Consider the following 25,815-nt stretch of genomic DNA (forward strand, 5'->3'; position numbering starts at 1 on the left):
CTGCTGTTTATTTGTCCAGTACTTTCTGTTTTTAATACTCATCTTCAAAGTCACTGTTAAAAAAACCATTCTTTTCTATTAGTTCTTCTGGCTCACTAGACCCTTTATTTTTGTCATTTTTATTGAGGCTCGCTAGCAGTGATGCTACTTTTTTATATTGGCTATCATCTCTTTCAATTGAAATGGTATGGGATGGCAGTATGTCATCTTTTGCGTAATACACGCCCAGTTTAAGTTTTCTACCTGCCTCTTGTATAATATCGAATTGCGCTGTTTTCGCGCCTACTAAATCTTTAATTTTGATGTTAATTAAATCTTTAGGTGAGAAGTGATACACCGAGTCTATTTCAGTGTTTTCACCGATTATTTCGGATACTTCAATTGGGAGAACAAACTCATAAGGCTCTGTAAAAAATGCTACCGCCGCTTGTTCTTTATTGAGGTATAGCATTGCACGGTTTTCTTTTTTGATAATTTTATATGCCTTTAAACAGTGTCTGAGTTCTTCTTTAAATGTATAAAAATCTAATACAAAATGAAGTAGGGTCTTCATTTTTGTAGGTGTTTTTGCCCGAAATTCTTCAATACCAGCCAATGAATGTGTGACCGTGCACTCGTCTGTTTTAAACGTGAGTACCTCACCTACCTGATCTATTTCTATATCACTACTGTTTGTGGTCTCACACAAAGCCGCGAGGTGCTTAGTAATTTTTTCTGTAATTATCAGCGGTGTAGTAAGGTCTAGAGTATCGGGCAAAGGCTTATCCCTTACTTCACCATCGCGTTGTATTCGTATGCAATCTTTTCTGAATTCAAGCAGCTCAAAGGGCAGGTTTTTTGTTGCCTCTTCAACCACTTTGGTAATAAGCGTTTTGGACACTTTTGAGGGCTTCATTTTTTTATTATCTTTAAGGTATTCTAAATGCTCAGGTTCTGCAGCACTGCATGTACAACGACGCAGTGCGACTGCATTATGTTTTGTATTTATATGTTGTAGTTCCATATAAAGGATTTGCTTGGGATCTGTACGTATATTTAATTCTATATCGGCTTTGGTCGTAAAATAATCGGGAAGTTGTTTTACAAAGCTTGCGTCAATAGCATACTTTTTATCCTTTATCCCCGTTGATTGATTGCTAAGCTTAAAATTGAACTGATTGCACAGTGGTTTTTTACCTTCAATAAATACTATCTTTTGCTCTTTTTTACTTACTATAACGGTGACCTTATTCTGTGGAATACGCGTATCGATTTTGCTAGCAAGCTCTTTAAGTTGAGCATGGTTACTATGAGAGATGATAATTTTCATGTTTTATCCTTTTGAGATTGAATAGATTGTATAAATAACAATGTAAATTCGAGTACGTTGGGGGGAAGTTGTGTTTTAGGGCTTAGCAAAATCGTTAATTTTGTTTTGCCGATAGGGTGTTTACTAAGCGTAATTGTTTCGTTCTTTTGAGCGAATACCCTTTTAAGCAGTGCTAGTTTTTGTTCATTGTTAGTTTTTCTATTCACTGACAACGAAAACTCAACATTTAACCATTTCCACGTTGCCTCCCTAAATACTGTAGAAAATGCATCTGCGTTTTTGCTATTACAGGCAAGCGCTACTTGCAGTGCTTGGCCATCTTTAGACAGAGCAAAGGGAGGTAAGTTTTTTAAAGCGGTGCATTGTTCTTTCGTAATTGATAGGTCGTGGTGTCGGCTTCCTTTATCCCAAATGAAGCTCAGCGCGCTCAGGTCAAATGCTTTACTTTTGTGCATGCTTATTAAAATAAAGCCTAATAATGTGTTATTGCTGGTGTTAACTGATTTCATCCAAGCTGAAGCGTGATCAACGGTTGGGCGCGTTATGTTCGCTTGTACCTCTTTGATGAACACCTCTTTTCTAAGATCGTTTTCACATGGTAAAATGGGTTCATTATGTTTTGGATCGAGTGTATTTTTATCGTAATGACGGCTAAGCTTGATTAATTTACGAGGTAGGTCGTTAGAGTCAGATTTTAGCCCTAATAAATAGCGCAGCTCACTGTGCGTATAGTTTCGCTGTGTATACGATGTATGAGCACGACTGATAATAGGTAGTAGCCAATCGATGTCGTGTAAATACGACCAACGTGTGGTGCTATAATGAATGTGACCAATTTGTAGGCCCATTTGATCTAAAAAAACGGCGTCATTTACTTCGCGCACTTCTCTGTCTTCAAGCCAATAATTAAACCTTCTAGCGACAGATTCACTTGATAGGACTTCACGCTCAAGTGGGGTTTGTCCACGTTGTTCATCAGGTGTATCACTCACACAATGTAGAGTTTGCAGCATAAATATATGCACGCCACTGTGGCGAAGATGGTGAAAATTAAGGTGTGTACCAAAGAAAAAACGCAACGCACGTGACACAGGTAATAGGTAATAGAGTTGCCGTGACTGGTACTTTTCACCTTCAAACCCTAAAAGTGGGTGATTACGCGGTGAGCCTTTTTTTATCTCAAAAAGGTATATAAATAAGGGACGATATTGCTGAGGGACGACGGTATATACCTTTCGAGATTTTTTACTTTTAGTTGTTCCTTCAGCGGTGTTAGTAACAGTTACGGTTAACAGCCCTGACTTAACGGTAAACTGAGTATCTTTACGGCGTAGTCTCAGCACTTCACCGCGGCGGAGCATAGCGTAAAAGCCCAATAGAGCAGCAATTGCACAAAATAAACTACGCAAAGGGTGGTTTGTTTGGTTATCTATAAGTGACTTAATTAGCAGATCACATTCATCAACATCTAAGCGTGCAGGGCTCACCGAAGGCGGCACAAAGGGAGGGCTAAAAAGTTCTAAATCAAGCGTATCTGTTTGCTCTTGGTAGCTTAAAAAGCGCAAAAATCTATAAAAAGTTGCCTTAACATTATTAGAATCTATAGAGTCATAAACTTTTTTAGCCCACGTATTAACTGCATTTTCGCTAATCGCATCTGCGTAACATAGCGGATAGGGCTCAAGTTTACTTTTAAGTGAGGTGTAGTTTTTAATAGATCCTAGTGCGAGGGGGAATTTTTTAACTCCCCCATTCAAAAGCAGTTGTTTTGTGTAATCAAACAGTAAGCGCGGTAGAATATTATTGGCATCCCAAAGAGGTGTTTCGACAGAATCCCAGTTCTCTGAGTCTTTAAGTAAAATTTCATGCGTCCAGTATATTCTTTTTTGTAATTTAGTTAATGAATCAAACCAATTGGTATTCCAATTGATAGCATAAATATCTGCTTCTTTTATATTTGATGCAGTCATGCTGTTAGACAGGCCTACATGCCGCTCAGGGTAAGCCAAATCCTTAATAAAAATGGGGGGAAGTTTAAAGCGAAGGTACCAACTTATCTGAAAAAGTTTTGGCCATAAAAATTCATTCGTATAGAGTAAGCCATGTGAGTGTAAGTATTGAGTTAAGCTTGTACAGAGTGCTTTAGTGCTTATTAGCTCAAGCGATTGTGCATAATAATCTTTAAGTATGCGATAGGTCATGAGTGGTAAGTGATAGTGTGTTACGCGTTGTTCATCTGAGCCAGAGGTTATATGGTTAACGCGAAGGCGAGGGTAAGGAGCTTCATTAGTAATCGAATCTGGGTTATTCAAAATTGCAGTGATATGTGTGAGTGACAATGGAGCAACGTCATATCCTAACACCAAGGCCATAAAACATGGCGTTAACGGTGTTCTTGTTTTAATGAAGTGTTGTTTTTCATCTGTGTAGTGGGAAAAAATGCGCTGTGCCTGTGCTGATCCTTTTGCGATATCTTCAAACCACTTATTATTTGCATCATTTATTGCTGATTCAATTTTCTCGGGTACTTGCCATTGGCATGCACTCCCTAAGTAAAAGAGGACACCATCAAGTGCAAGCCGATAAGCTCTTTTTTTTCCTGTGGGTATGGTATTGATCAACTTTTTTATAAGTCGAAGGTCTTGGGCCCCTACTGTACGCGCTTGCTTTTCTATAAATGAGCTATTTTGTAACACCCAGATGATGTCATCTCGTGAAGTACTTAAAGGCCAGGACTGAGTTAAAAAAGTGTCAATAGTTTCAGCATAATCAGGTATTAGTTGCTTACACATAAGTCATTACCTTTAGTTTTAAGCGTTTTGGAAGTGTATTTAGGTAGGTCTTTAATTCGTTAAATTTAGCAGGAGAAAGGAAGTCACTACCGAGGTGCTCACCTAGCTTTTCATGGCCCATGAGGCGATCAATATCTTGATCAAATAACTTTTCTGAGGCTGTATGACTATTAGCGCAATAGCAAAAATAGTGACGTAATTGATAAGGCACCACATTCGGCCAAAGTTGATGCATGAATAAGCGTAACTTGCGGCTGGTGAGTGCTTCTTGAGTGCCACCAATATCAATTTCATACCACAATTCATCCATGTCGAAGTGTGAATTAAGTTGGATACGAACAGCCGATTGGAATACTAAATACTGTTTGATCTCATTCTGCAAATAGTCGCAAAGTATGAGTTGCCTATAACGCCCTTTATCTTTAATAAAGGTAATATCACCGCCTGAGTAATAGTCAGATAGTATACTTATACTATGGGTGGGTCTGGCGCCTGTAAGCAAAATAAATAAAAACGCAATACGATAAGTTGCATTTTTATAGTACTCGTATAAGTCAGATCTATACATAAGAGAGTGTTTAACAATATCGTTATTCAGTATGGGCAGTGTGTTTGGGTGCCTAACTAATTTATCTAATTTTGAAAAAAACTCACTAACGTAGGTATCTTCTATCGAGCGTCTGCTTCCAAATTTAATTGCTTTGCTACAGACTTTATCGCGACTGTGGTTTGTGTTATCAAGTTGAAACTGACTTATACTGCCTTGCTGCGATAACAAGTATTCCGCTTTTTTGGTGGGGGAGTCTATAAGGTTTACTGAGTGGTCTTTTTGAAACAGGTGATAATAGCTGTATAATTTGGCTCGACGTGTTGCATCAATAAGGCGAGATAGGTAGCGATCTTGTGCCTCAAATATTTTATAACGAATACGATCACTATCAAGCGTTTGATAGTGCATTGCACTCTTGTGGTGTGCTTGCTGAGCTTCAATGAGCTGTACTGTAGTGATAGAACCAAGAGTATTATCTATTTGGACACATTGAGTAAAGTAACGAAAAAAGCTATTTTTTCTGACTCGAGGCTCTGCGGCTAAAGCCCGTGGCGTTTTCCATGTCGCATGCATCAACTCGAATAATGTTATTTTTTCTTTTTCTGTTAAAAAGGGGGTATCGTAACTTTGAGCCGCAATAAAGCTTTGAAAAAATTTATTCAGATGAGGCGGAAGTGGCTGCCATAAGTACACTGTATTATTTTTGTCTTTACATCGCCTTGCATACTCAGCCCAAGATTCCGTACCATCAAAATAGGTTCTAAAAGCGTGCTCTTGGCAAGGTGTTGAGCCTGAAATTTTAATAAAGTCAGGTATATCTCTGGGATCATCAATACTCCCCCAATCTTGAGTTAGCCATATAAACAGGGCAACAATGCTCATTGCCGTTCGCTCTTTCTTATCAACCTTCGCCAATTTTTTTAATAAAATAGCCAATGTTACAGCGTGGCCAACTGCATCTGGATAGCAGCCGCCTGCATTTTTTAAACGGTTGCTTCTTGCCACATGTTCAAATGAACTCATAGGAACTCCTGTACTATCTAAAAGTTGAAGGCGACGTATTAGCTAAGTTTGCCAATAATGATTTTTTAGGGCGCGAGATCCCTTGCACATCAAAGCATGTGAGGCGATTGCGTAAATTTTTATTAAAATTTGCTTTTAAAGAATATGTAAATGCGGGATCACAAAGTAAGGTCGATCTCAAAACAAGCTCAACAGCGTCACTTGGATAAACCAATAACTTTAAGTTAAGCTCGGTGTGTAATGGATGAGCTTTAAAGCGTTCAAGCACTCCAATGGGCGCGAGTGCGAAGTAGGTATCATCATTAGCAGTTTGGCTCACTGGCAGTGGATGTAAATCTAATAATGTCTGTATTTCTTGAATTGGTAACTTATTAATACACAGTGAGGGACTTAATTTTAGTACATCATTTTCTATAAGCTTATTAAGTAATGGGTCCGCCTTTAACTTCGCTTTGAATAATGGAATTGATTTCTGTTTATATAGCATAGTATTCACCTTTTTTTTAAGCTCATCACATTTGATGTAGCTTCAGGAAGTTTTCTATACTTTTTGATTATATTGTTGATTTATACGCTGTCTATTTTTGGTACATTTATTTTAAATAGCTTAAATATTAAGTGATAGTTGCTTTTAAATGGTGCAAGGGAAAATTCGAAAGGTAAAAATTAAGGCTTAATGGATTGAGCGTATTAATTAGCAATAGGGGTTACTCTAAAAGAGGTCATAATAATTATAAGCAGTGGCTGCGAGAAAACGTGACTTGTAACCTTATTTTAGACACGAACATAGAGAAATAGTGATCTAAAATGACTCAACGGCTAAAAAAGCGTAGCTGTATTGGTAATCCTATTGATACGGGTTCTTTTCTTTATCGACTTCTTTTAATATTTGCTCGAGAGGAATTGTATCTAAAGCGTCGATAAGACTCATATCTAGATCGTAGTTGAAGGAATTGAACCAAAACGCTAAATCCCAGTTTTTATAATCGCCATCGAGTATTTTTAAAATACGGGCTATAACAGGTCTTACAACACCTGCATCGAATTGAAAGGCAGGGTAGCCAGGATTGGATTTTTCGCTTGTTTGTGTGACAGAAAAAAGGATTTTATTTTCTTCCATAAGCTCAAGATCACTCTGAGTGTATAGTTTGTCTAGTGATAGGTAGTCTATGACTTGTTGCGGTGTAAGTATTAATAAGTGTTTTGTAAATTTATTTATCTCATTAAAATAAATTTCATGTTGTTTTGTTGGTGCCTCGTTTACGCTTTTTAAATTTAGAACGTCGATAAAAAACCTTTCATATTTACACGTCATTTTAATCCCCTATATAAGCCCATTATATAAACCTTATTGTAGCGCTCTAGAAGAGCATTGGGTGTTTTTATTTTATCCTTCCAGCCCCTAAATTTTTGATGGTATAAACCAATTGAGAGATTTATTAACTCCTGTTAATTACAGCCCTTTTTGAACGCACGGATACCCCATACATAACTTCAGTGGTGAAGTAGGTAACTTAACTATTCATGAATTCATCTAAGTCTGACTTGTGCCAAATAGGATAAAGTTGCAATTATAAATGCTTACTCTTTAAATAAATATTAGTTGTTTATTACTGCAAAAGCATTGAAATCTAGAATGTAAAAAGTAAAATATATACGAGATAGGAATCTAAATTATATGGAATTTTAATGTTCAATAAATGTTCAGTAATAATGTTTTCGTGCACCCTCATTGCTTGTAACACTACAATGCATACAGCGCCAGACCCCTTGTCATTTGAAACACATTCATCAAATTACTCAGCCTTTCCCACTATGTATGGTTACCTTGAGAAAATAGATGAGGGCTACGTATTTTCTAAGTTCAGGTTGCAACCAACTTCGGGGCCATGGGTGAAGTTAAATGATATGTCGCCGGCGTTTAATGTTAGCCCCAAAGAAAACTACTGCTCTACAGATAGCTTAACGGGCTCAAAAGGAAATAACACCGGATTGTGTGATACAGACGGCCCCTTATTTAGAACGATGACAGTATCCCTTGAAGAAGGTGTAGCAAGTGCGATGGGGGTTATTGGCACTGCATTTAGTCTAGGATTGTTGTCACCCATAGCGCGAGGGATATATGGCACTGAGTTCGATGAGAGCGCTTATGCTTTAGCTGCTCGTGAAGCCGTGAAAAAAGTCGATCTTGAAAATATGTTTTTAGCACTGTCGACACATAATAAGAGAGCAGGATCTGCATATACGCACTTAATTGAAAAATTAGATAAAACTACATCTGTTATTAGAGAAAACGTAAGCATAAAGACGGTTGATAATAGTAAGATCTATACACAGAGTGTGGGTGAAGAAAAAGTACGCGTTAGCATTCAAAATAAACCAGAGAATCCGAGTTCGGGCATAAGTAAAGCATGGGTAAGTACTGGAGAAATGGATGCATTATTTAATGCGTATATTACGCAATTAGGAAACGATATAAAATTTTCACTGACGTGCTATTCAATCAATAATTGGCAGACAAAAATTGATAATTGCACCAAAACGTGGAGGTTGGATCAAAAAATAGCAAAGCACCAAGTGGTGTATTCAATCGAGAGTCAAAATAAAAGGTTACTCAATTTCACTCCCCGTTACCACAATGAAGATATAGTGCTCTACACGTCAGGCGGTGATCAAACGCTATATATAGAGAATAAATCTGATAGCTTTATAGATTTGATGTCACTATCAATTTATATAAATAACGATGTATCTACTTATAGTAATATAAATATGCAACTTTCCCCTCATACTTATCGATCCGTAAGATCACTTCATAGATTTGAAAATTTTAGAAAAAACATGAGCCTCTATACAGTTACAAAAGATGACTTAATGAAAAAGTATAGGTTAGGTGCTGCTGTTAAATACAGGATAACAGGTCTAAACAGTGAAAAAACAATGCTTGAGTATGAAGAAAAAAGTGGCTTATCTTTAGGTGAGCGACCTTAAGGGTACATTAAATAGTAAGTCTTTTTAAATAGGGACGAATTTCTCCCTAGTCTAGACGAAATAGTCATTAATATTACAATGTCCTATTGTCTGAAATACCCTAGTAAAAAAGTTTTGTGTTTCTGAGCAAAGTTAAGTGTTCAAAGGTCTATAGGCGAAAAGTGTAGCTTACTGGTAGGTCTATATTCCTCTACAAAGGATTAATAATATATGAAGTACATAAGATTTGCTACGACAACTAACTTGAAAAACTCTGCATCTGAGCCGAACATTTTTAACTACAAAAATACTACATCGAAGTCTGTATTATAAAAGCCATTTCTGAAATATCTCTTATTGATAATAAAAGAGAGGGCTTAGTTTTACTTTATAATTGTTCAACTAGTTAAGAGCAAATATAGCCTTGATTTTCGATAGATGTTAAAGGGGGATTATCAGATCAAGCAAGTCTTAATTTTCTTTCAAAAGCGTTTGGAGCTAGCGCTAATCGCCTCTGCTTTACGGGAATGCAGAAACAACCATTATTTAAACATAAATATAGGGAATAGTAGTGAAAGGTAAAGTTGTATCATATATAAAAAGTAAAAAATATGGATTTATTAATGGGGATGATGATGAAAGCTATTTTCTTCACTTTACAAATTTACTCAATAGCGCAGATGAAGCTAAGCTTGTTAAGGGCGTTGTAGTTGAGTTCACTCCTATACCTACCCCTAAAGGGTTAGCTGCAAAAAAAATCATAGTCCCTCGTGTTTATTTTAAAAGTGAGCCCGTTAATTTTTTTATGAGCAAATACCCTAACCCTAAACATGGTCACGTGGAAAAAAGGTTGCCCCTAAGCACTCAATTTTTCGAAAACCCTGATGAAGGGAGGGAGCATATAAAAAAGCTTGCTGTTGAAGCCGGTTGTAATGCAATACTTAACTTAAAATATGAGAAAGACACATTTTCATCCGGAAACTACCAATATTCTGTACATGCTTTTAAGGGTGACTTTGCAATCGTTACTCAGCTTATACCGTGTGATATAAAAGAAGAAGCGGCTGAAAGTGTTAAACTAATTAAGGAATTAATTGAAGCCTTTACAAGTCAGTTTCAGGCTGTATGTGAACAGGAGAGTGAGAAAAGAAGAAAGCAACTAGAGGGGCCAGGCCCAGTAGATCTTTCTGGGGGCATATTTATATTTATGATTCTAGTTGTTGTTGGCTTATTGCTCACTGCGTAATAAGTACTTGAGATCAAAAATATCAATGTTTTATTAAAAAACCGTGGCATCTTAATGGAGAAAAAATTACCAAACTTGTCATAGGTCGTGATTGGCATGATGTTTTTGTATATGTGCCTCTATTATCGACTAAAGTTGCCAGGCATTCATCTAATATGCAAGACATGTCAGTAAGCATAATTCGTGCTAGTCATCCTAAACTTATAGGGTACCCAATAATATTTTCATATAGAGAAGAGTATCATGGCTATGAATTTAGAAATTTTGGGGTGACTGAAGAGGATGCTATGGCATGGCTAATAGTCGACGCTATACACCAGCTCAAAGATGTTAAGCTATGGAACATTGAATTAAAATATCACCGAGCGACTATGCGCTACGCTGCTGAAAAAGATAAATTCATATAGCATGCTTTTTAAAAAGTTAATCCCTTAATTAAAAATGCGCTACTTGCGTGACACAGAAAGCATTCATTAAGCACCCGCATAATAATAAAAAAGATCGGTTCTTAGTGTGTCGGTCTTTCTATTGGCTACCTGATTTAATTCTTTATTATGTTACCCACCGTAAATATACATTCATAATCAGGGCTGTTAACCCATATATTGGTGTCTTTTGTACTGAGATACCTTAGATACTGTAACAACCGTCATTGATATTTTAAGGTAAAAAATAAGGTGATGGCACACGCTATGTGCGCCTTTTCCGATGTTCAGTTGACCATTTTAAAAATAAATAGTTTAACAAATTAATTAGTGAGGTAGGTTACCTAATTCGGAAATTAGGCTTTATCGACTAAACGTGCATGATTTACTTTAAGTAGTTATGCAGTTTATCGATAATAGGCTAGGTTCATACTTTGGCTTTAGTGTTTTATCGTTGAGTTTTGATTCAATGCTATGAGAAATCCACAATGCTTAGCCCATGGTTATTCACTGTAACTATAATAATATTGTGTGGGTTAAAAAATTGAATTGGCAGTTAGCTCGACAAATAACGTTCATGCTACTTTCAAATAATCGGCTTCTTTAAAAACAGCACGAGAGAGCACTGCGCTTGGATCCGGTATTGAGTATGTTCTAAAGCGCGTGTCCTCTATTTTAAAGACTGCATGAATTTACATTGATTGTAATTAGTTGACCATAACAAAAAAGTATATAAATTAGTAAATTACTTAGAGCGTTTAAATTAAAAGGATGTAAATAGATGCTTACAGAAAACTACGTTAAAGACATAAAAAAATCACTCTACACCCCCCTATTTATAGAGATAAACCGAAAAGATATGGCGCTGTTTTTGCCGGGCTATGAATTAAACCTAACTAAAAACTTGCCGTTAACATTAGCAGCGGAAGTCTATAATAATGAGCTTAAAGATAATCAAAGTAATCTTCTGTGCATAGAAGGGAGTCCAACGCCATCTTCAAGTTGTTTTGTTATTTTAGAAACAATATTGCAATTATTGGAAGAACAACTTAAAGATATAAAAAGTATTGAAGCGCTTAAGAAATCACTACAAGGTGTTATATCAGTAACAACCGGTGGATGGGTGGATTCGTTAGTTGGGGACTATTTAGACAAAGGTTTGGAAATCATATTCAGTGAACTAAGTGATTATGTGAATGATACGATTATTGGTGCGACTAAAGAAAGTATCGATATTAGTGGCAAGCTAACAAATTTTCTACAAGACAGCCTCGTTGATACGTCGGGTAATAAGTTAGCTGCGAAGGCTGAACTAATAAAAACAGCTGATATCTATCTTTGTGATGAAGCTAAAGCGAAGCTGGATAAATTATCGACTAAATTTAATAAAAGTAGTAATGCAGATGTATTTCAGCTCGCGTTTAAATTATTGATGATCCTTAGCCATAGTTCACCTCGGTTATTGTGGATAAACAATCCGCAGTATCTTGATATAAACTCACTAGAACTAATTTCTTTGGTGCTTGCGCAAAATAAATACCAAAAAGAGCTTGGGAAAAGTACTGGTATATCAATCGTGTTTCAGTATAGCGACGAACAGTTTCAGCCATATTCTCCATTTCCCACTGAATTTGAGAATAAACAAACTCTACTAAATAACCAGCGAAGTTTTGCACAGCGTTATGGAATGCTTGAAAGGCCAACACATGATATGCCTAAAGTGGCAGTGAAGGCTGCTAGCTTTGTCGGTCGTGAAGTCGAACTTCAAGATTTAGTTACGTATTTTGATAATAGGAAACAAGGATCTATATCAATCGTCTCTGGTGAGCCAGGGATAGGCAAGACGACTTTGATCAACCACCATATAAGACGACTTCAAAAGCATGAACGTAATATTCGTCTGACACTCATCAATGAAGCGGGGAGTACATCGACGAATACGGGGCTGAGCGCACTAGAGCAGAGTATTATTGAGGAAGCACACCGCCTTGATGCATTGAAGGGACTTTCTAACAAAGGGAAAGATTTTTTCAAAAGTCAGATGAATATAGAAAATGCGGTAAAGGCTATTGGAGCTATTTTTGGCGTATCAGTATCTGGAGTCGATAAGCTGGCGAGCACGATTGATAAGGTAACAGGACGGATAGGTGTGAGCAGCTCCATAGCGCACCTGAAAAAACAAGGACAGCAGGCGCTTAATAGGCAAAATAGTGAAACAAAAACGCAACAATTTGAAAAAATAAATAAAGCGATCGACGTGCTTAAATCACTGGTAGGTAATAACCAGCCCGTTACAGTCTTCATTGATGATATTCAATGGATCGATGATGTTGCAGTTGAGTACCTTCTCAAACATTTGCTTAATAAGAATATTTACATAGTTACTTCAGTAAGGCCCAGCGATGCTGCCACCCTGTTTTCTAATAGAATTAATTCACAAGATAGGGCTTTTTATCAACATGTTAACTACCTGTTCGCAAAACTAGGTATTGCTGGGGTTGCAAGCGCAGATCTAAATATTGAGGCTGATCTAGTTGAGCTGCAAGCTATAGACGTTGTGCCGCATACACTCTATTTGAACGGGCTCGATCAGTTAATGATCCAAACGATATTAGGTCGTATTCTTTATTCAAGTGACGCTCAATTAGCACAGCTATCAAAAGGGATAATTTCAGCTTTAAAAGGGGAGGGCACTACACTCAAAGAGTCAGAGAGAGTAAATACACTTTTTGCGATTGAAACAATTAACATGCTGTGTGATAGCAACTTTTATAATGATAAGACAACGTTACCATTAATATTGCAACGAGCGCTTATAGCAAATAATGAAAAGCCTTATGAAATTAACCCTGAGATCATTGACTTCTCATCAGTGCTTGATGAGACATTTAAACAATTAATCGAAAAATACCAGATATCACTAAGTCATTATAATAGCACTGATCTACATTCAGGATTTAGTTTAATGGCCTATGCAGTAATGGAGGAGCGCTTAAATCTGATAAGGATTTATTTTGGTCAGTTCGGTGATTGCGCTGTATATAGCTTATTGTTCTCTTCTTTGCTGGGGGCTCCTTTCTCTTCAAAGGTTGTCCGTGACGTCATTGAAGGCATTATTTATTCAGACGATGAGTTATTAGCCCCTCTTCAGGCGTTACTTCCGACTGAGTGTGATTACCTATCTTTGACGGCTGAACACTATACGATCATGGACGAAATATACGAGATACTAAGGCGCTTGCCTAATTATGCCGAACAGTATAATTACAAACATGGTTTGCTCGCAACGTTCTTTAAGCAACAGCTAAGCTTTATTATTAACACTATAGAAGGGAATGAAAAAAAGAATGAAAACTCGCTCAATTGGCGCATGTTGCAGCTAATATATAAGGTAATAGATGCTGAATTGGGTGAAGATCAAAAGTATATAGATAAAGGGGTCGCTGGCTATTTTGCAGCGCTGCCTTTGACGATATTAAAGCGTGATATAGCTGAATTTTTTTATACCATGGATTGCACTCAGACATTCATGGCTTGCGCCTATTGCGATGAAGCGCTTCTCGTCCTCAGATTACTCATCAATCTTAATGAAAACCAAAAAGCGATGGAAGAGCTGCTTCGCTTTGAGCATAAGATAAAAGCTGAACCATATCTTCAGATCATATTTACTATGCAAGAGCAACGTGAAGAGTTAAGTCTGTCTCGGGCTCATATCTATAGCCGACAGGCAGCTCCCGACTTAAATGAAAAATCGGTCGCAGCCTTTGACGAGCTTAATCAACTGTCATCTAAATATAAAAAAAATAGCCCAGATAATTACAGGGCATATGCGCGAGAAATGAGTGGTATCACCGCGAAATTAGACAACAAAAAAATATCAATCGAACAAGCACATCATGATTACCTTAATGTCTTTGAAGAATTTGATAATGGATTTAAAGATGATTCGTTTGGCGTCAGGGATTTGATCGTGAGCTTAGTATTAAATATTGCGCTGACTTCAAGCTCGCCCGATGAAAAAGAGCAATTATTATTAAAAGCATGTCAATTTGCGACTGAGAATTACACCGACTACGGTGAGCAGGCAGTAGATAAGGTGTTAGAAACGAAGTCTAAGTTCGTGACATATGTGCTAAATACCGGAAATACGCATGTCGATGCATTAGACGAAGCTATTTTATTCTGTATAGACATCTATAAAATAATGTCTGAATACAGAAAGCGGTTACCGGGGTGTTTTGATGAATATTACTTTCCTTGTGTATTTAGATTGTTTACTTTTAAACCACACTATGAAGGAGAGTTCCCACAACTTCCGTCAGAGAAAGACATTACACACGCTTTTCTTGGCTTAAAAGAAAATAAACCAGCAGTGTATGAATCAAATTTAGACAGGTTTAAGAACTTTAAAGCGGTTGCTAATGTCGGTCATTTTCTTAAAGAGAGTCACGAAAATTTTTACTTTAACAAAAGAAATTTAGATTCTTTGTCTCTAGGTAATATGGTGCTGACTTATTCGCTTAGTCTCGAAGTGGAAACGGTCATAGAGCATATAGATTGGCTGATAAGGCGTTATGATAGCACACAGCGAAGTGAGCTCACGTTACTGACATTGAGTGCCTGGCATAGGCTCAGCCAAGACCCCATGAGTAAAGACGACACGCTGAATGAGACTCTCATTCAGGCCCTGAAAAGGCTTATTGATACAGACTTTGATTTGCACCCTTACCTGCTTGAGATGGATGCTTTATTTCAAGCGGTGATAGCAACATATATGCATGATAATCAGGATAGGTTGGCCAGTATTCATATTGGTGAGCGTTTATTCTGGGCAACCGTGATGAAGTTATCTCATTTTTTTTACAGCGCGACAGAAAAGGATATATGGGAAGAGATATTTAACATTGCTTATGCGTTAGCAGACAAGGAAGAGCCTACTCACAATCACTAACGAAGGGCCTCAGTTAATCACGTGCTCTGCTCATCTGCAAAAAGGTGGGGAGAGCTGGGTGACGTGTTTAAGGTGTTTTTACGCGTGTGGGGTTAATAAAATCACTAAAGTGCCAGATCTGTGTTGTTTCATATCCCCAGTGTAAACGAAAATAAATAGTCCTTAAAAAGTCCTATCATAACGGTTTATCGCCGTGCACACGCATGTGGTCGCGCCGATAAACGTGCATGTATACACGTTTTTTATCTCAGGTTTTAGTTGGTTAATTCTGTCTCAAATGCCCACGTCGGCGCGTATTTGCGTCTCATGGGTAAAGTGGGGCGGGTGCAACGCTAAGCGGTAAAAGGGCTGTCGGGGAGGGGAGTGTTTTCTTCTAATAGCGGGAACTATCGGGTTTGAATACGAAGTATTATCATTAAAGTGAGCGTCTATACCAGATAGTTACCCTGATTAAAAAGTCGATAGCTGGGTTTGGTTCCTGCCATTATTTTTTGCTGTATACAGCGCTTTATCTGCCTGATTAATCACATCATCTAGGTTTATGTTCTCAGGTTTAACCTCTGTGATACCACTACTCATTGTTAAACGAATCGATAAGGTCTTATTTATACTTACTTCAGTGCGCTCTAATGTTTGTCTCATTTCCTCTACTAGCGCATAGGCTTTACTTGAGCGTGTGTCCGGCATGAGAATAACAAACTCCTCGCCTCCATAGCGGGCTAATAAATCGTGTTTACGACACTGTTGTCTAATAATATCCGCGACACACCTCAACGACTTATCGCCAGCGACGTGCCCATACGTATCATTAACACGTTTAAAATGATCTATATCGATAATAATAGCAGAGATAGGGCGATGCATTTGCTTTGCTTTGTTTAATAACTCTGTTGCAGCAAGGCTAAAATGACGGCGATTAAATAACTGTGTTAAAGGATCTGTTGATGCTAATAATTGAAGATCCGCTTGTTTTATTTTTAGGTTCTCTAATATTCGAATTCTATAGGCGATAATAAGCGATAGAACGAGGGCTTCTAACATAATACCAATGCCTACACCGTGACTGTTGATGTAGTTAAATTCCGCTTTTCCTTTGTAAAAGAAGACAGCTAAAATACTAAAGATGACAAATAACCCATGACCTATTAAAAAGAATAGTGCGATGGGGTGTTTTCGAAACAACATAGAAAAACTGACAGAGAGACTAACAGCCATCATTACAGCAGCGAGTGAGCTTGAGTACTTAAGGGCTGTTACAATATCAAATAAACCATAAATAAAGTTGATAGTTAATAAAACTATAATTGATATAAGTGCCCAATGTTCAACTGGGTATTTACTTTTAGTCTCGAAAATATTGATCATAAACAATATTAAAAATATTGGCATTGCGACTAAAGATAGATGCCATTTCAAAGTAATGGAGCCAAAGATATTGAAGAAATCGGCAAACATCCCATAGGAAAGTGCAATCCAAAAACCACCACAAACGAGATAGCATGAATAATAGAAGTGCTCTTTTAAACGAGATGAGATAAAAAGTAAAAAATTATAAATAATAAGTGCAAGTATCATCCCTACAAGCAGCGCGATATCGGTATATTGGCCCAACAAGGCTCTTTTAGACTGGTCTTCATTGTAAAGGTTAAGGCTAAACCATTGGTGAGAGAAGGAAATACTTTTTATATATAACGTTTTTTTATTTTGTAATTCTATATCAAAAACGGCGCTACCACGGTACATCCATTGTAATGTTGCAGGGTTATCCATATCAAGAATGCGTTCACGGACTAATGTGTTATCGATAACTTCATAAAGCTCTACTTTATGATTATGGTATGCATAAGGGTGGTGGAGATAGATTTTTTGTATTTTTTTATCTAAATTTTCCAGTTCTATTTTTGCCCACGTGACTTTAGCGGCTGTGCCGAGTGAAATACTATTGGAAGAAATGCGAAACGGTTGTTTTTGTATTTCATTTAACTGCATTTTTTCTGTTACATCAGTAAAGTAACCCATTTTAAACTGTTCAATAATTACGTCGTTTCCTTGGATTTTTTGCACAGGTATCGAGGTCGTAGCCAGTGCTGTTGAGTGAAATAAACAACAGCATAAAAGGGCGAAGGTATACAGAAGAAAGCTAGAACCGTCGTTATTCATTATATTTAGGCAAGATTACTTTTTTTCAATGAAAGAAGTAACTGCTTGCGCTCTCCATTTTTATAATTTATGAAACTACTCGAGCTGCTCAACCAACAGTGTGTGTTGGCGGTTAGGCGATTGAAATTTTGACCCGTACTTATTTATAGTATGAGAAAGTTCGTTCTGCCTTTATTAAAAGTTAGAAGTGACAACTATCCTGACACCTGACTCTTATACACAAATAAATTAGGCTTCAATTGAACTTTATTTATATCAGTCGATCAGATCAGTTATAACGAAAAAACCGGTCGAGTTTAATTATTATGCTGATAAAAGATACTGAAAAATGGGCTAATCATTTGTTTAAACATGCTGAATTAGGTGATGAACGACGCACTAAACGCCTGGTAAAAATAAGTCATCAAATGGCGAGCAACACAGGAAGTTCTATTGTGAAAGCATCTGGCTCACAGGCCTCTATTGAAGGCGCATATCGCTTTCTTCGCAATGATAAAGTTGACGCAGATAACATCGCTACCGCCGGTTTGAATTCGCTGTTACCTGCAATAACGCTGTCAAACACAATCCTTGCGCTAGAAGATACATCAACATTGTGTTACCGACACAATGTGACTAAAGAGCTCGGACATACTGGCGCATATAAACAAAGCTCTTCTAAAGGGATGTTGGCGCACACCGTCCTTATGGTCGATGCAGAAACAGAGCGTACTATTGGCTTGGGTGCACAACATCGTTGGTGCAGAAAAGATGAAAACTTTGGTACCGCTAACGACAGAAAACGCCGCAAGTACGAAACGAAAGAAAGTTATAAATGGCAACGCTCGTCGGAAGAAATGAGTACCCGATTTGCAGATGTCATGGACAATATCATAAGCGTTTGTGATCGAGAATCTGATATGTTTGAGTATATTGATTATAAAACAATAAATAATCAACGGTTTGTAGTGAGGGCCAAGCATGAGCGGGTCGTGAATGCAGACGGCGATAAACTAAGTCCCTACATTGAAAATCAATCTAGCGAAGCTTCATATTCGGTTAAGATACAGCAAAAAGGAGGCCGAAAAGCACGTATTGCGAAAGTAGCTGTACGTTATGCTTGCATTACTATTTATCCGCCTAAAAAACACAAGAAACTTGGTGGTATGAATTTAACAGTAATAAGTTGCAACGAGATTGATCCACCAAGTGGAACAAGTCCTTTGTCGTGGAAATTGTATACAGGCGAACCGATAAATAGTGCTTCTGATGCACTAAAGATAGTTAGATTTTATGAACTAAGATGGCGAGTTGAAGAGTTCCATAAAGCGTGGAAGTCAGCGGGCACTCAAGTTGAGTCGTTTCGCATGCAAACGCGAAATAATCTAGAAAAGATCATTGTAATAACAGCATTTATTGCGGTGAGACTTCTCCAGTTACGCGAGCTTATTGTCGATAAAGATAATGCAAAATCAATTAGTTGCGACAATTTTTTCAATCTTCTTGAATGGAAACTGTTGTGGTCAAAGACTGAAACTAAAAAAGCACCTAACACAACACCTTCATTACATTGGGCTTATTATGCACTTGCCAAATTAGGCGGGTGGCACAACAGCAAGCAAACAGATGTTGTTGGTTGGGAAGCTTTATGGAAAGGTTGGTTTTCACTGAGCCAACTGCTAGAAGGCGCTCGATTCATACAAGCGCAACAACAGGAGATGTGATCAAGAGACAGATCCTGACACAGGGGTGAAAACCCCCTTTCTATATTAAAAATGACCTAATATTATTAAAACTTAGGTCATATATTTTTAAGGAATTATCATATCATTTTTATATAAATGATATTACCACCTTCTTTTACTTCGTATATTTCCTTATGTTTTCTATATTTTTCATGCTCTAATGTTATTTTATACTTCCCTACTGGCACTTCCATACCATAAGTATAATTTTCGAAACCTTCAACACTAACCTTAACTCTGAATTTATAACTAGGCAGTATAAGTAAACTACCTTTCCCTGTGCCAGTTAATCTTTTATCATCTTCTTCTTTCTTTTTTGTTGGGTCATAACGAGCTGAAATTATTTCTGGAGAATAATAAGTAAAACCTTTTTCGTTCATACTCATCTCTTTATACCGTTCTTCTCTTAATTTATTTCTTTTTTTATTTTGTATAATTTTTTCTTTTTCTTTTCTAATTTCCTCTTTTTTATTTTCAATGTTTTTTTGAACTTCTTGATATTGCATATAAGGAGGAATAGAACCTAATAAAAAAGCAAAAATAACAGCAAATATAGAATAACTATTTTTATCTTTTAATGTTAACAAAATAGATATTAAAGAAACCATTATAGGTAATATGTAACCAGAAAAGATAAATAAAGGAACAAAAAACAATGAAAAAATACCATCTTTAATATTTTTACTATCTCCCATTTCTAAGAAATCAATTTTGTATAAATATACCGTTATAGCTATAGAAATGGCTAAACCAACAAATGATACAATAATAAATGGCAGTGATGATTTGTCGTTGTTTAAATGTTTTTTAAAGCTTTCACTAAATAATAATGATGCTGTGCCAGCAATACAAAGTGGTAGAAGAAAAATAACACCTGTTTCTAAACTAGCATGAAATACTTTAATACAGGCTTCTATACCTTTATATGTAAAATATATACCCGCTCCTACTATAAGAATACGTATCAAATTACCTGATTTATATGTACTTGAAAGTCCTGTTTTATGTATGCCATTTTCAGAATACCTAACATATGTTTTATCTCTTCTATCTTCCTCCCCAAGAGAAAAAATAAAAGACATTAAAAGTTTCATAACAAACCAAAAAAAATACAAAGAAGAAAGTATAGGTATCGTAAAAAATATATACCATTTGGAATAGGTGTCTTCTGAAAAATCCTGTTCTTCAGTGATTTTTTCTTCTTTCATTATAGCTCCTAGTAAAGATTGATTTTGAATGTGTTTTTATTTTAAAAAGGTTTAATTGATAATTGTTTTTCTTAAAAAAATAAAGATCCTCAAGGAAAAGTACCATTTATTTATATGGTTTTTCATCGCTTTTAGACATAATGCTATTTTTTGTTTTTTTACTTGTTTAATGTGTTATTGAAAATATAGTGTTCTTTAATTAATTAAGGAAATATTTAGAATTTAAAATTAAAGTATATTAACGGTTTGCCTAATATGCACCTTTTAAATTCTTCTGATAATGATTCTTTAGAACTCAGGGCAAGAGCATTAAAAAGCTATGCATAGTACAGCCTACCTTGAAAAGGTATTGAACTAATAGACTTTTTTCATGTTCTTGCCTTGTATTTTAAGGTAGGTACGCAGTAAATAATTAATCTATCCTTTTAAGCGCGTCCTCGCAGCGCAGAAATACAACTGGCAAGAATTACAAACCCTAGTGACACTGTAAACGCCAATGAAATCGTACTCATTAATGCGTGGCCATTTTGTGCTGAAAAGGTGCTGTCACCAAGGTAATAATGTACAATTAAGTTGATTAAGCTCATACCAAATAAATTACCAATAGTGCGCGAGAAGTTCATTGAGGAAGATGCGACGCCTAGCTCACTTTTATCTACAGCACCCATAATGGCATTATTGTTTGGGGTCGAAAATAAGCCAAACCCAACCCCTAATAATAACAACGAGCCGCTAATGTAAACTGTGCTTGAACTAATTGCTTTATACCTAATTTTATAAATATACTGCCTACAACGCCTTTATTCTAGATCGCCGATGAGATAATCAAGCATATCGTGTGTCTCTTGAGAATATTGTTTTTGTGCCTTTTTTGCACTAGCCAAAAAACTTTTAGTATCACCAACTTTGCCGTTATCAGGGTTAAGTAATAGCCACATTTTATGAAGCTTGTCACGCTGCTCTTCACTGGATATAACGGCTATCATGTCTATAATTGGCGTAATACTCGTTAGTTTAGTGTCACCTAAATATAAAGTTTGACGAAATTGGATGCGCGAATGCTCTTTAGTTAAACACCAATACCCTGAAGAATAGGCCTCATTTTCTTGTAACATATACTTTAATAGGGTGACGATGTTGAGCTCTTGATAAGTAACACCCGTATATTCAAAAAAGTCACATTTATAATCCGCGACGACATGTAAAATTGTGCCGCCTTTCTCTCGGTATATACTGATCGTATAGACGTTGCTTTTTTCAGGACTTATGAATACATCGTCTTCCTCAGAGTATATGTAAGATAAGTAATTCATTTTGAGATATTGAGTAAGCTCATCGTGCGTCATTGCCATTACGCATCCCCTAATAGTGTTAAAATTTGGTGGCCCATCAATGACTCTTCATCAATCAACTTTTCAGCAACGACTTCTAGTAATGAATAGTGTTCAATAAGTAACTCTTCAACTTCTTTTTCTGCCGTTTCAATCCATCTTTTTACTGCGTTTTGCGCATTCGCAAGTAAGTCACTCTCTTCAAAACGTGTGAGTAGGCCAACATTTAATGGCCCTACGGATGGCTCAATTCCCCCTTGATAAACTGCATGCATCGCCAACTGTGTGGCTTTTTCAATATCGTTACTTGCACCAGTGCTTATTTCATCAGCAGAGCCTGTGCACAGTTTTTCTGCAACTCTTCCGGCAAGGAGCATTTGTAGTTTGCGCATTATAGTAATTTTTGAGTAGCTCTCATATTCATCTGGCTGTCGTGTGGCGACAAATCCAAGGGCTTGATTACGAGGCTCTATAGTAATGAAGTCAATATGTTGTTTAGGGAATAAAAGGTGGTGCGCGACTAAATGACCGGCTTCGTGATAGGCTGTTTTACGCTTTTCGTCTCCGCTTAAAAACAAATGTTCAGAAGGAGAGCCATACCTCACTCTGATCATTGTTTTTTCAATAATCTCTTTAGATAGTTGAACATCATTTGATACCGCAAACTGTATCGCTTCTTTTAGTACCTGCTGAATTTCAGCAGGAGACATCCTTTGAGAAAGTGCAACCAGGTTAAGTAGTTCAGCATCAGTCCAGTACAAATTATGTTGTGAGGCGTATTGAGTGAAAAAGAGAGTACGTGCTTCTTTATTGGGTAAATCACAATAGATAGTCTCGTCAAACCGCCCAGGGCGGGTAATTGCACGGTCGAGTTTTTCAGGGTGATTTGTTGCAGCTAATACAAAAATCTGGCATTTATCATCAAAACCATCCATTTCGGTTAATAATGCATTGACTGTTTGGTTTGCATCTTGAGCGGCTCCTGAAGTGCCTGCGGTTCTCGCTGCAGCAATAGCATCTATCTCATCAATAAAAACAATAGCGGGTGCATATTTCCTTGCGGTGGAGAATAATTTTTTAATATTTTGTGTTGTTCCACCATGGTGTGAAGCTGAAAGTTCAGCGGCTGATACACTGAAAAAAGGTAAATCACATTCACCGGCAACAGCCCTTGCTAGAAGTGTTTTACCTGTTCCAGGAGGGCCTGCAAATAAGTAACCTGCGGGTACTGATATACCAAAGTTATTCAATTTGGATGGTTGTTTTAACCATCCAATAACATCATTAAGGCGATTTTTAGCACGCTCGAGTCCAATGACGTCGGATAGTTTGTCAGTGGGAGCTGATTGAGAGAAAAAATCACTTTCACGTAGATCATTGGAATAAATAAGTTGTTGGGTATTCAAGTCATGAAAGGTTACTTCAATATCACCTGACGACTTCTCAACAGAGATGTTATATTTGAGCATTTGATTTTGATTACACATGCGAGTGAGCGAATATTCAGTATCAATGTAGAAATTAATCCGTTTAAACATACCTACCAACGCGTGTGTGACAGATACCGCATCTAAACTAAAGTGCTCTCTGACTTCTTCGTGATTAGCACTGTATCTTTTTTTCGAATCACTTATTAATTGATAAGAAAATAAAATTAGTTCAGGGTTTTTACTAGACATCTCATCAACTAGTTCAGCAAATCTATTTGCATCCAGTGAATCAACATCAATTAATAGGCTCTGAGGTCTTAGCTTTTCAAGAAGGGGGGGGATGTCGCTTTTATTAGCGCACAGGGTAATGCTTTCATTGCTTAATGATTGGTTTATAGCGTCACAAACACGCTTATCATCATCTAATACTAAAAATACATTTTGACGCGGGTGGGCTAAATTATCACTGACATTCACATTAATAAAAATATTACTTTGTTCTTCGTCTAAGTGTGAAATTGATTTTTGTAATATGTTTGCTTGTATTTCAGGGAGTGAGTGCTCTATTTGTCGCATGGTAATTTCAGGCGCTAAACTTTTAAGTAAGAAACGTGAAAAACTCTCTGGCCATTTAAATGTTATGCCACCCATACCGAGGGTGTCGTGAATCAGTACTTTTTCGACAGCCTTAATAAAGTGATTTACTTTTAAACCAGAAAATAAAGCCGAATAACCTTTTGATAGCCGGTTTACAAATTCAGGAGCAAGGCTTTGTCCTGTCTGACCATTCTTAGATGTACGAAGTACATCAAATACGTTTACTTGATGATGTTGGTTGTTTTTATTGAATAACTCTTGCCCTAAATTTGTCGTAAAAATAATAATGGATTGCGTAAAGTCAATTTCTTCTAAGCTGGTTGCATCTTCTGTATATCCAGAGTCTAGAATGGTTAACAGCGATTGAATTACATTCGGGTGTGCTTTTTCAACTTCATCAAAAAGTAATACTTGGCGAGGATTTATCCTTACTAAGTTGGTAAGTAAACCAAGCGAGGCATCAGTATATTGGTTACCCGAGCCAACTAATTTCTTTGTATCGTGCTCATGGGTAAAATGTTCCATATTAAACACATTGAATCCATAACCTGAACTCTCAACATCATTGAGTAATTCAGCAAAACGAGTGGCAGAATATGTTTTACCAACCCCAGAGGGACCAGCGAATGTATAAATCATTCGAGGGCCTTCACTACGATGTAAGCATGATGATAAATACCCCTGTGCGATACCTTCCATTGCCTTTTTTTGACCAATGATGCGATTACTCAACGCTTCTTGTATTATTTGTGATGTTTTTAATGATTTTACTGAGCGATTTTTACTGTTATTAATTGCTTTAAGCTCGTTAATAAACTCATTGTCTATTTCAAGTATCGATTTAATTAACAGGTTAGTATCGAGGACATTACCATCAAACGCTTTATTTAAAGATGATTCAATCAAAGGATTGAATCTAAGGTTAAATACAGGGCGTTTAGCTTCGCCATACCAGTTTGTCGTATTGCCCTTTTCAGAATCGAAAGTACGCACATCGACTACGTCCTCGATGTTCTCACGGTAATCATAGACTGGCTGTGGAAAAATAACTTGATAATGAAAACAATTGAGCTCAGCCGCTAAGGTTTCGAGCATGAAAGGGACGCTTAATATGGCTGAAAAAAAGATATCTGGCGAGACGCTATCTAGCTTTAATCGGGCATATTCATTATTTGAAATGCTCATATCTGAGTTTTTTAAGAGGTAGTTCGCCGTTGAAACAATGGTTATTTCATCAAATAATTCCCTAGTCTGTTTTGATAGCGAAGAGTAATGCTTTTTTATATCAAAAGGTGGCGGGGGAGTGTGCTTGATTGTGTCAACAGAGCTCGAAATGTGTGTCTCTTTGTCAAATAACCGAATTGTTTTATAAAGAGCGGGAAGAGGGGCTTTTCCATCGTAATCCTCAGAGAACAAGTAGCTCACCACCTGTTCAACAGATATAGTGTCTCCCTCTTCAGCGGCGTGTTTGCTTTCATATCGATGAGTAGTAACAAACTTAGTTATACATAAACTATCATTTGGTAGTAGTGACCCCATAACTTCATACATAGGAAAGCTAGTTAGTAGTAAGTTGACACAATTAGGATGGTGGAAAGTGATGTTTTTAGCTTCGAATCCAAATAATGAATCTTCCTGTAAAGTGAGCTCAAACGTTACAAGTTTATTGTCGAGAACGGTGTCTTTCAATGACCAGTTCAATATGGTTAGAATAAAAGGTATTAAACTGTCTGCGCCAGACAAATGAGCATAGTCTAAAACCTGTTCGTTATACGTTACTTTTTTACCGTGAAAGAAATCGCCTACTACATTATTAAAAGACATAACCACATTCCATTTTAGTTAATTTGAAGTGAGTAAAAGGTAACTTACTTCTACTGTATATTTATAACGGAATGAAAAATATAATGAAACCATTAATTTCAGTGTTTTTATAAATTAGATTCAAGCTGAAAAATATAATCATCTGAACGAGGAATAAAAATATGAGAAGCTCAATTTTCATTTAATTTCTAAACAGTTTAGTGGTAACAATCCTTTAAAAAAACATTGTCTTTAAAAAATGATGATGGGATTAAATCAGGTCTGCTTGTCTGATG

At 36.8% G+C, this 25,815-nt stretch carries 14 protein-coding genes and 1 pseudogene; 5 read left to right on the forward strand and 10 right to left on the reverse strand.

Annotation, left to right across the window (positions count from 1 at the left end; translation table 11 throughout):
- Positions 1–31 precede the first annotated feature (31 nt).
- From I6F44_RS00715 to I6F44_RS00735, 5 genes are all read right to left on the reverse strand, one after another.
- A complete protein-coding gene (locus I6F44_RS00715; RefSeq protein ID WP_197173116.1) occupies positions 32–1,309 on the reverse strand; it encodes a hypothetical protein in 1,278 nt (425 codons plus the stop codon).
- Complete coding sequence (locus tag I6F44_RS00720) at positions 1,306–4,101, reverse strand: site-specific integrase (protein WP_197173117.1); 2,796 nt, start codon at positions 4,099–4,101, stop codon at positions 1,306–1,308. The genes I6F44_RS00715 and I6F44_RS00720 overlap by 4 nt, the downstream gene beginning before the upstream one ends.
- Complete coding sequence (locus I6F44_RS00725; protein WP_197173118.1) at positions 4,094–5,674, reverse strand: hypothetical protein; 1,581 nt, start codon at positions 5,672–5,674, stop codon at positions 4,094–4,096. Before I6F44_RS00725 ends, I6F44_RS00720 begins: the two co-directional genes overlap by 8 nt.
- A gap of 13 nt (positions 5,675–5,687) precedes the next feature.
- Positions 5,688–6,161 carry a hypothetical protein gene (locus I6F44_RS00730; RefSeq protein ID WP_197173119.1) on the reverse strand — a complete coding sequence of 158 codons (474 nt, stop codon included), beginning with the start codon at positions 6,159–6,161 and terminating at the stop codon, positions 5,688–5,690.
- 360 nt (positions 6,162–6,521) lie between these two features.
- A complete protein-coding gene (locus tag I6F44_RS00735) occupies positions 6,522–6,989 on the reverse strand; it encodes a hypothetical protein (protein ID WP_197173120.1) in 468 nt (155 codons plus the stop codon).
- A 578-nt stretch (positions 6,990–7,567) separates the two neighbouring features.
- On the opposite strand from I6F44_RS00735, the gene I6F44_RS00740 reads away from it, so the two are divergent.
- The 4 genes from I6F44_RS00740 to I6F44_RS00755 all read left to right on the forward strand — a co-directional run bounded on the left by I6F44_RS00740 (position 7,568) and on the right by I6F44_RS00755 (position 15,266).
- Positions 7,568–8,665 carry a hypothetical protein gene (locus tag I6F44_RS00740; protein WP_197173121.1) on the forward strand — a complete coding sequence of 366 codons (1,098 nt, stop codon included), beginning with the start codon at positions 7,568–7,570 and terminating at the stop codon, positions 8,663–8,665.
- Between the two features lie 550 nt (positions 8,666–9,215).
- Positions 9,216–9,890: a cold-shock protein gene (locus I6F44_RS00745; protein WP_197173122.1), complete on the forward strand. Its 675-nt coding sequence runs from the start codon at positions 9,216–9,218 to the stop codon at positions 9,888–9,890.
- 164 nt (positions 9,891–10,054) lie between these two features.
- Positions 10,055–10,297, forward strand: coding sequence for a hypothetical protein (locus I6F44_RS00750; RefSeq protein ID WP_197173123.1), 243 nt, complete (start codon positions 10,055–10,057; stop codon positions 10,295–10,297).
- A 799-nt stretch (positions 10,298–11,096) separates the two neighbouring features.
- Positions 11,097–15,266, forward strand: a complete 4,170-nt coding sequence (locus I6F44_RS00755; RefSeq protein WP_197173124.1) for an AAA family ATPase — start codon at positions 11,097–11,099, stop codon at positions 15,264–15,266.
- Between the two features lie 450 nt (positions 15,267–15,716).
- Here I6F44_RS00755 and I6F44_RS00760 read toward each other — a convergent pair whose 3' ends face one another.
- Positions 15,717–17,330: a sensor domain-containing diguanylate cyclase gene (locus tag I6F44_RS00760; protein ID WP_331459036.1), complete on the reverse strand. Its 1,614-nt coding sequence runs from the start codon at positions 17,328–17,330 to the stop codon at positions 15,717–15,719.
- 401 nt (positions 17,331–17,731) lie between these two features.
- On the opposite strand from I6F44_RS00760, the gene I6F44_RS00765 reads away from it, so the two are divergent.
- A complete protein-coding gene (locus I6F44_RS00765) occupies positions 17,732–19,129 on the forward strand; it encodes an IS4 family transposase (RefSeq protein WP_197173126.1) in 1,398 nt (465 codons plus the stop codon).
- Between the two features lie 98 nt (positions 19,130–19,227).
- Here I6F44_RS00765 and I6F44_RS00770 read toward each other — a convergent pair whose 3' ends face one another.
- The 4 genes and pseudogenes from I6F44_RS00770 to I6F44_RS00785 all read right to left on the reverse strand — a co-directional run bounded on the left by I6F44_RS00770 (position 19,228) and on the right by I6F44_RS00785 (position 25,540).
- Positions 19,228–20,358 carry a hypothetical protein gene (locus I6F44_RS00770; RefSeq protein WP_197173127.1) on the reverse strand — a complete coding sequence of 377 codons (1,131 nt, stop codon included), beginning with the start codon at positions 20,356–20,358 and terminating at the stop codon, positions 19,228–19,230.
- Positions 20,359–20,783: 425 nt separating this feature from the next.
- A pseudogene (locus tag I6F44_RS00775) lies at positions 20,784–21,119 on the reverse strand (MFS transporter); the annotation flags it as partial.
- A gap of 39 nt (positions 21,120–21,158) precedes the next feature.
- Positions 21,159–21,710: a hypothetical protein gene (locus I6F44_RS00780; protein ID WP_121955392.1), complete on the reverse strand. Its 552-nt coding sequence runs from the start codon at positions 21,708–21,710 to the stop codon at positions 21,159–21,161.
- On the reverse strand, positions 21,710–25,540 hold the full coding sequence (locus I6F44_RS00785) for an AAA family ATPase (RefSeq protein ID WP_197173128.1): 3,831 nt from the start codon (positions 25,538–25,540) through the stop codon (positions 21,710–21,712). The genes I6F44_RS00780 and I6F44_RS00785 overlap by 1 nt, the downstream gene beginning before the upstream one ends.
- Positions 25,541–25,815: the final 275 nt, after the last annotated feature.

It is taken from the genome of Pseudoalteromonas sp. NZS11_1 (genome assembly GCF_015864275.1).
In the GTDB taxonomy this organism is placed as follows: domain Bacteria; phylum Pseudomonadota; class Gammaproteobacteria; order Enterobacterales; family Alteromonadaceae; genus Pseudoalteromonas; species Pseudoalteromonas arctica.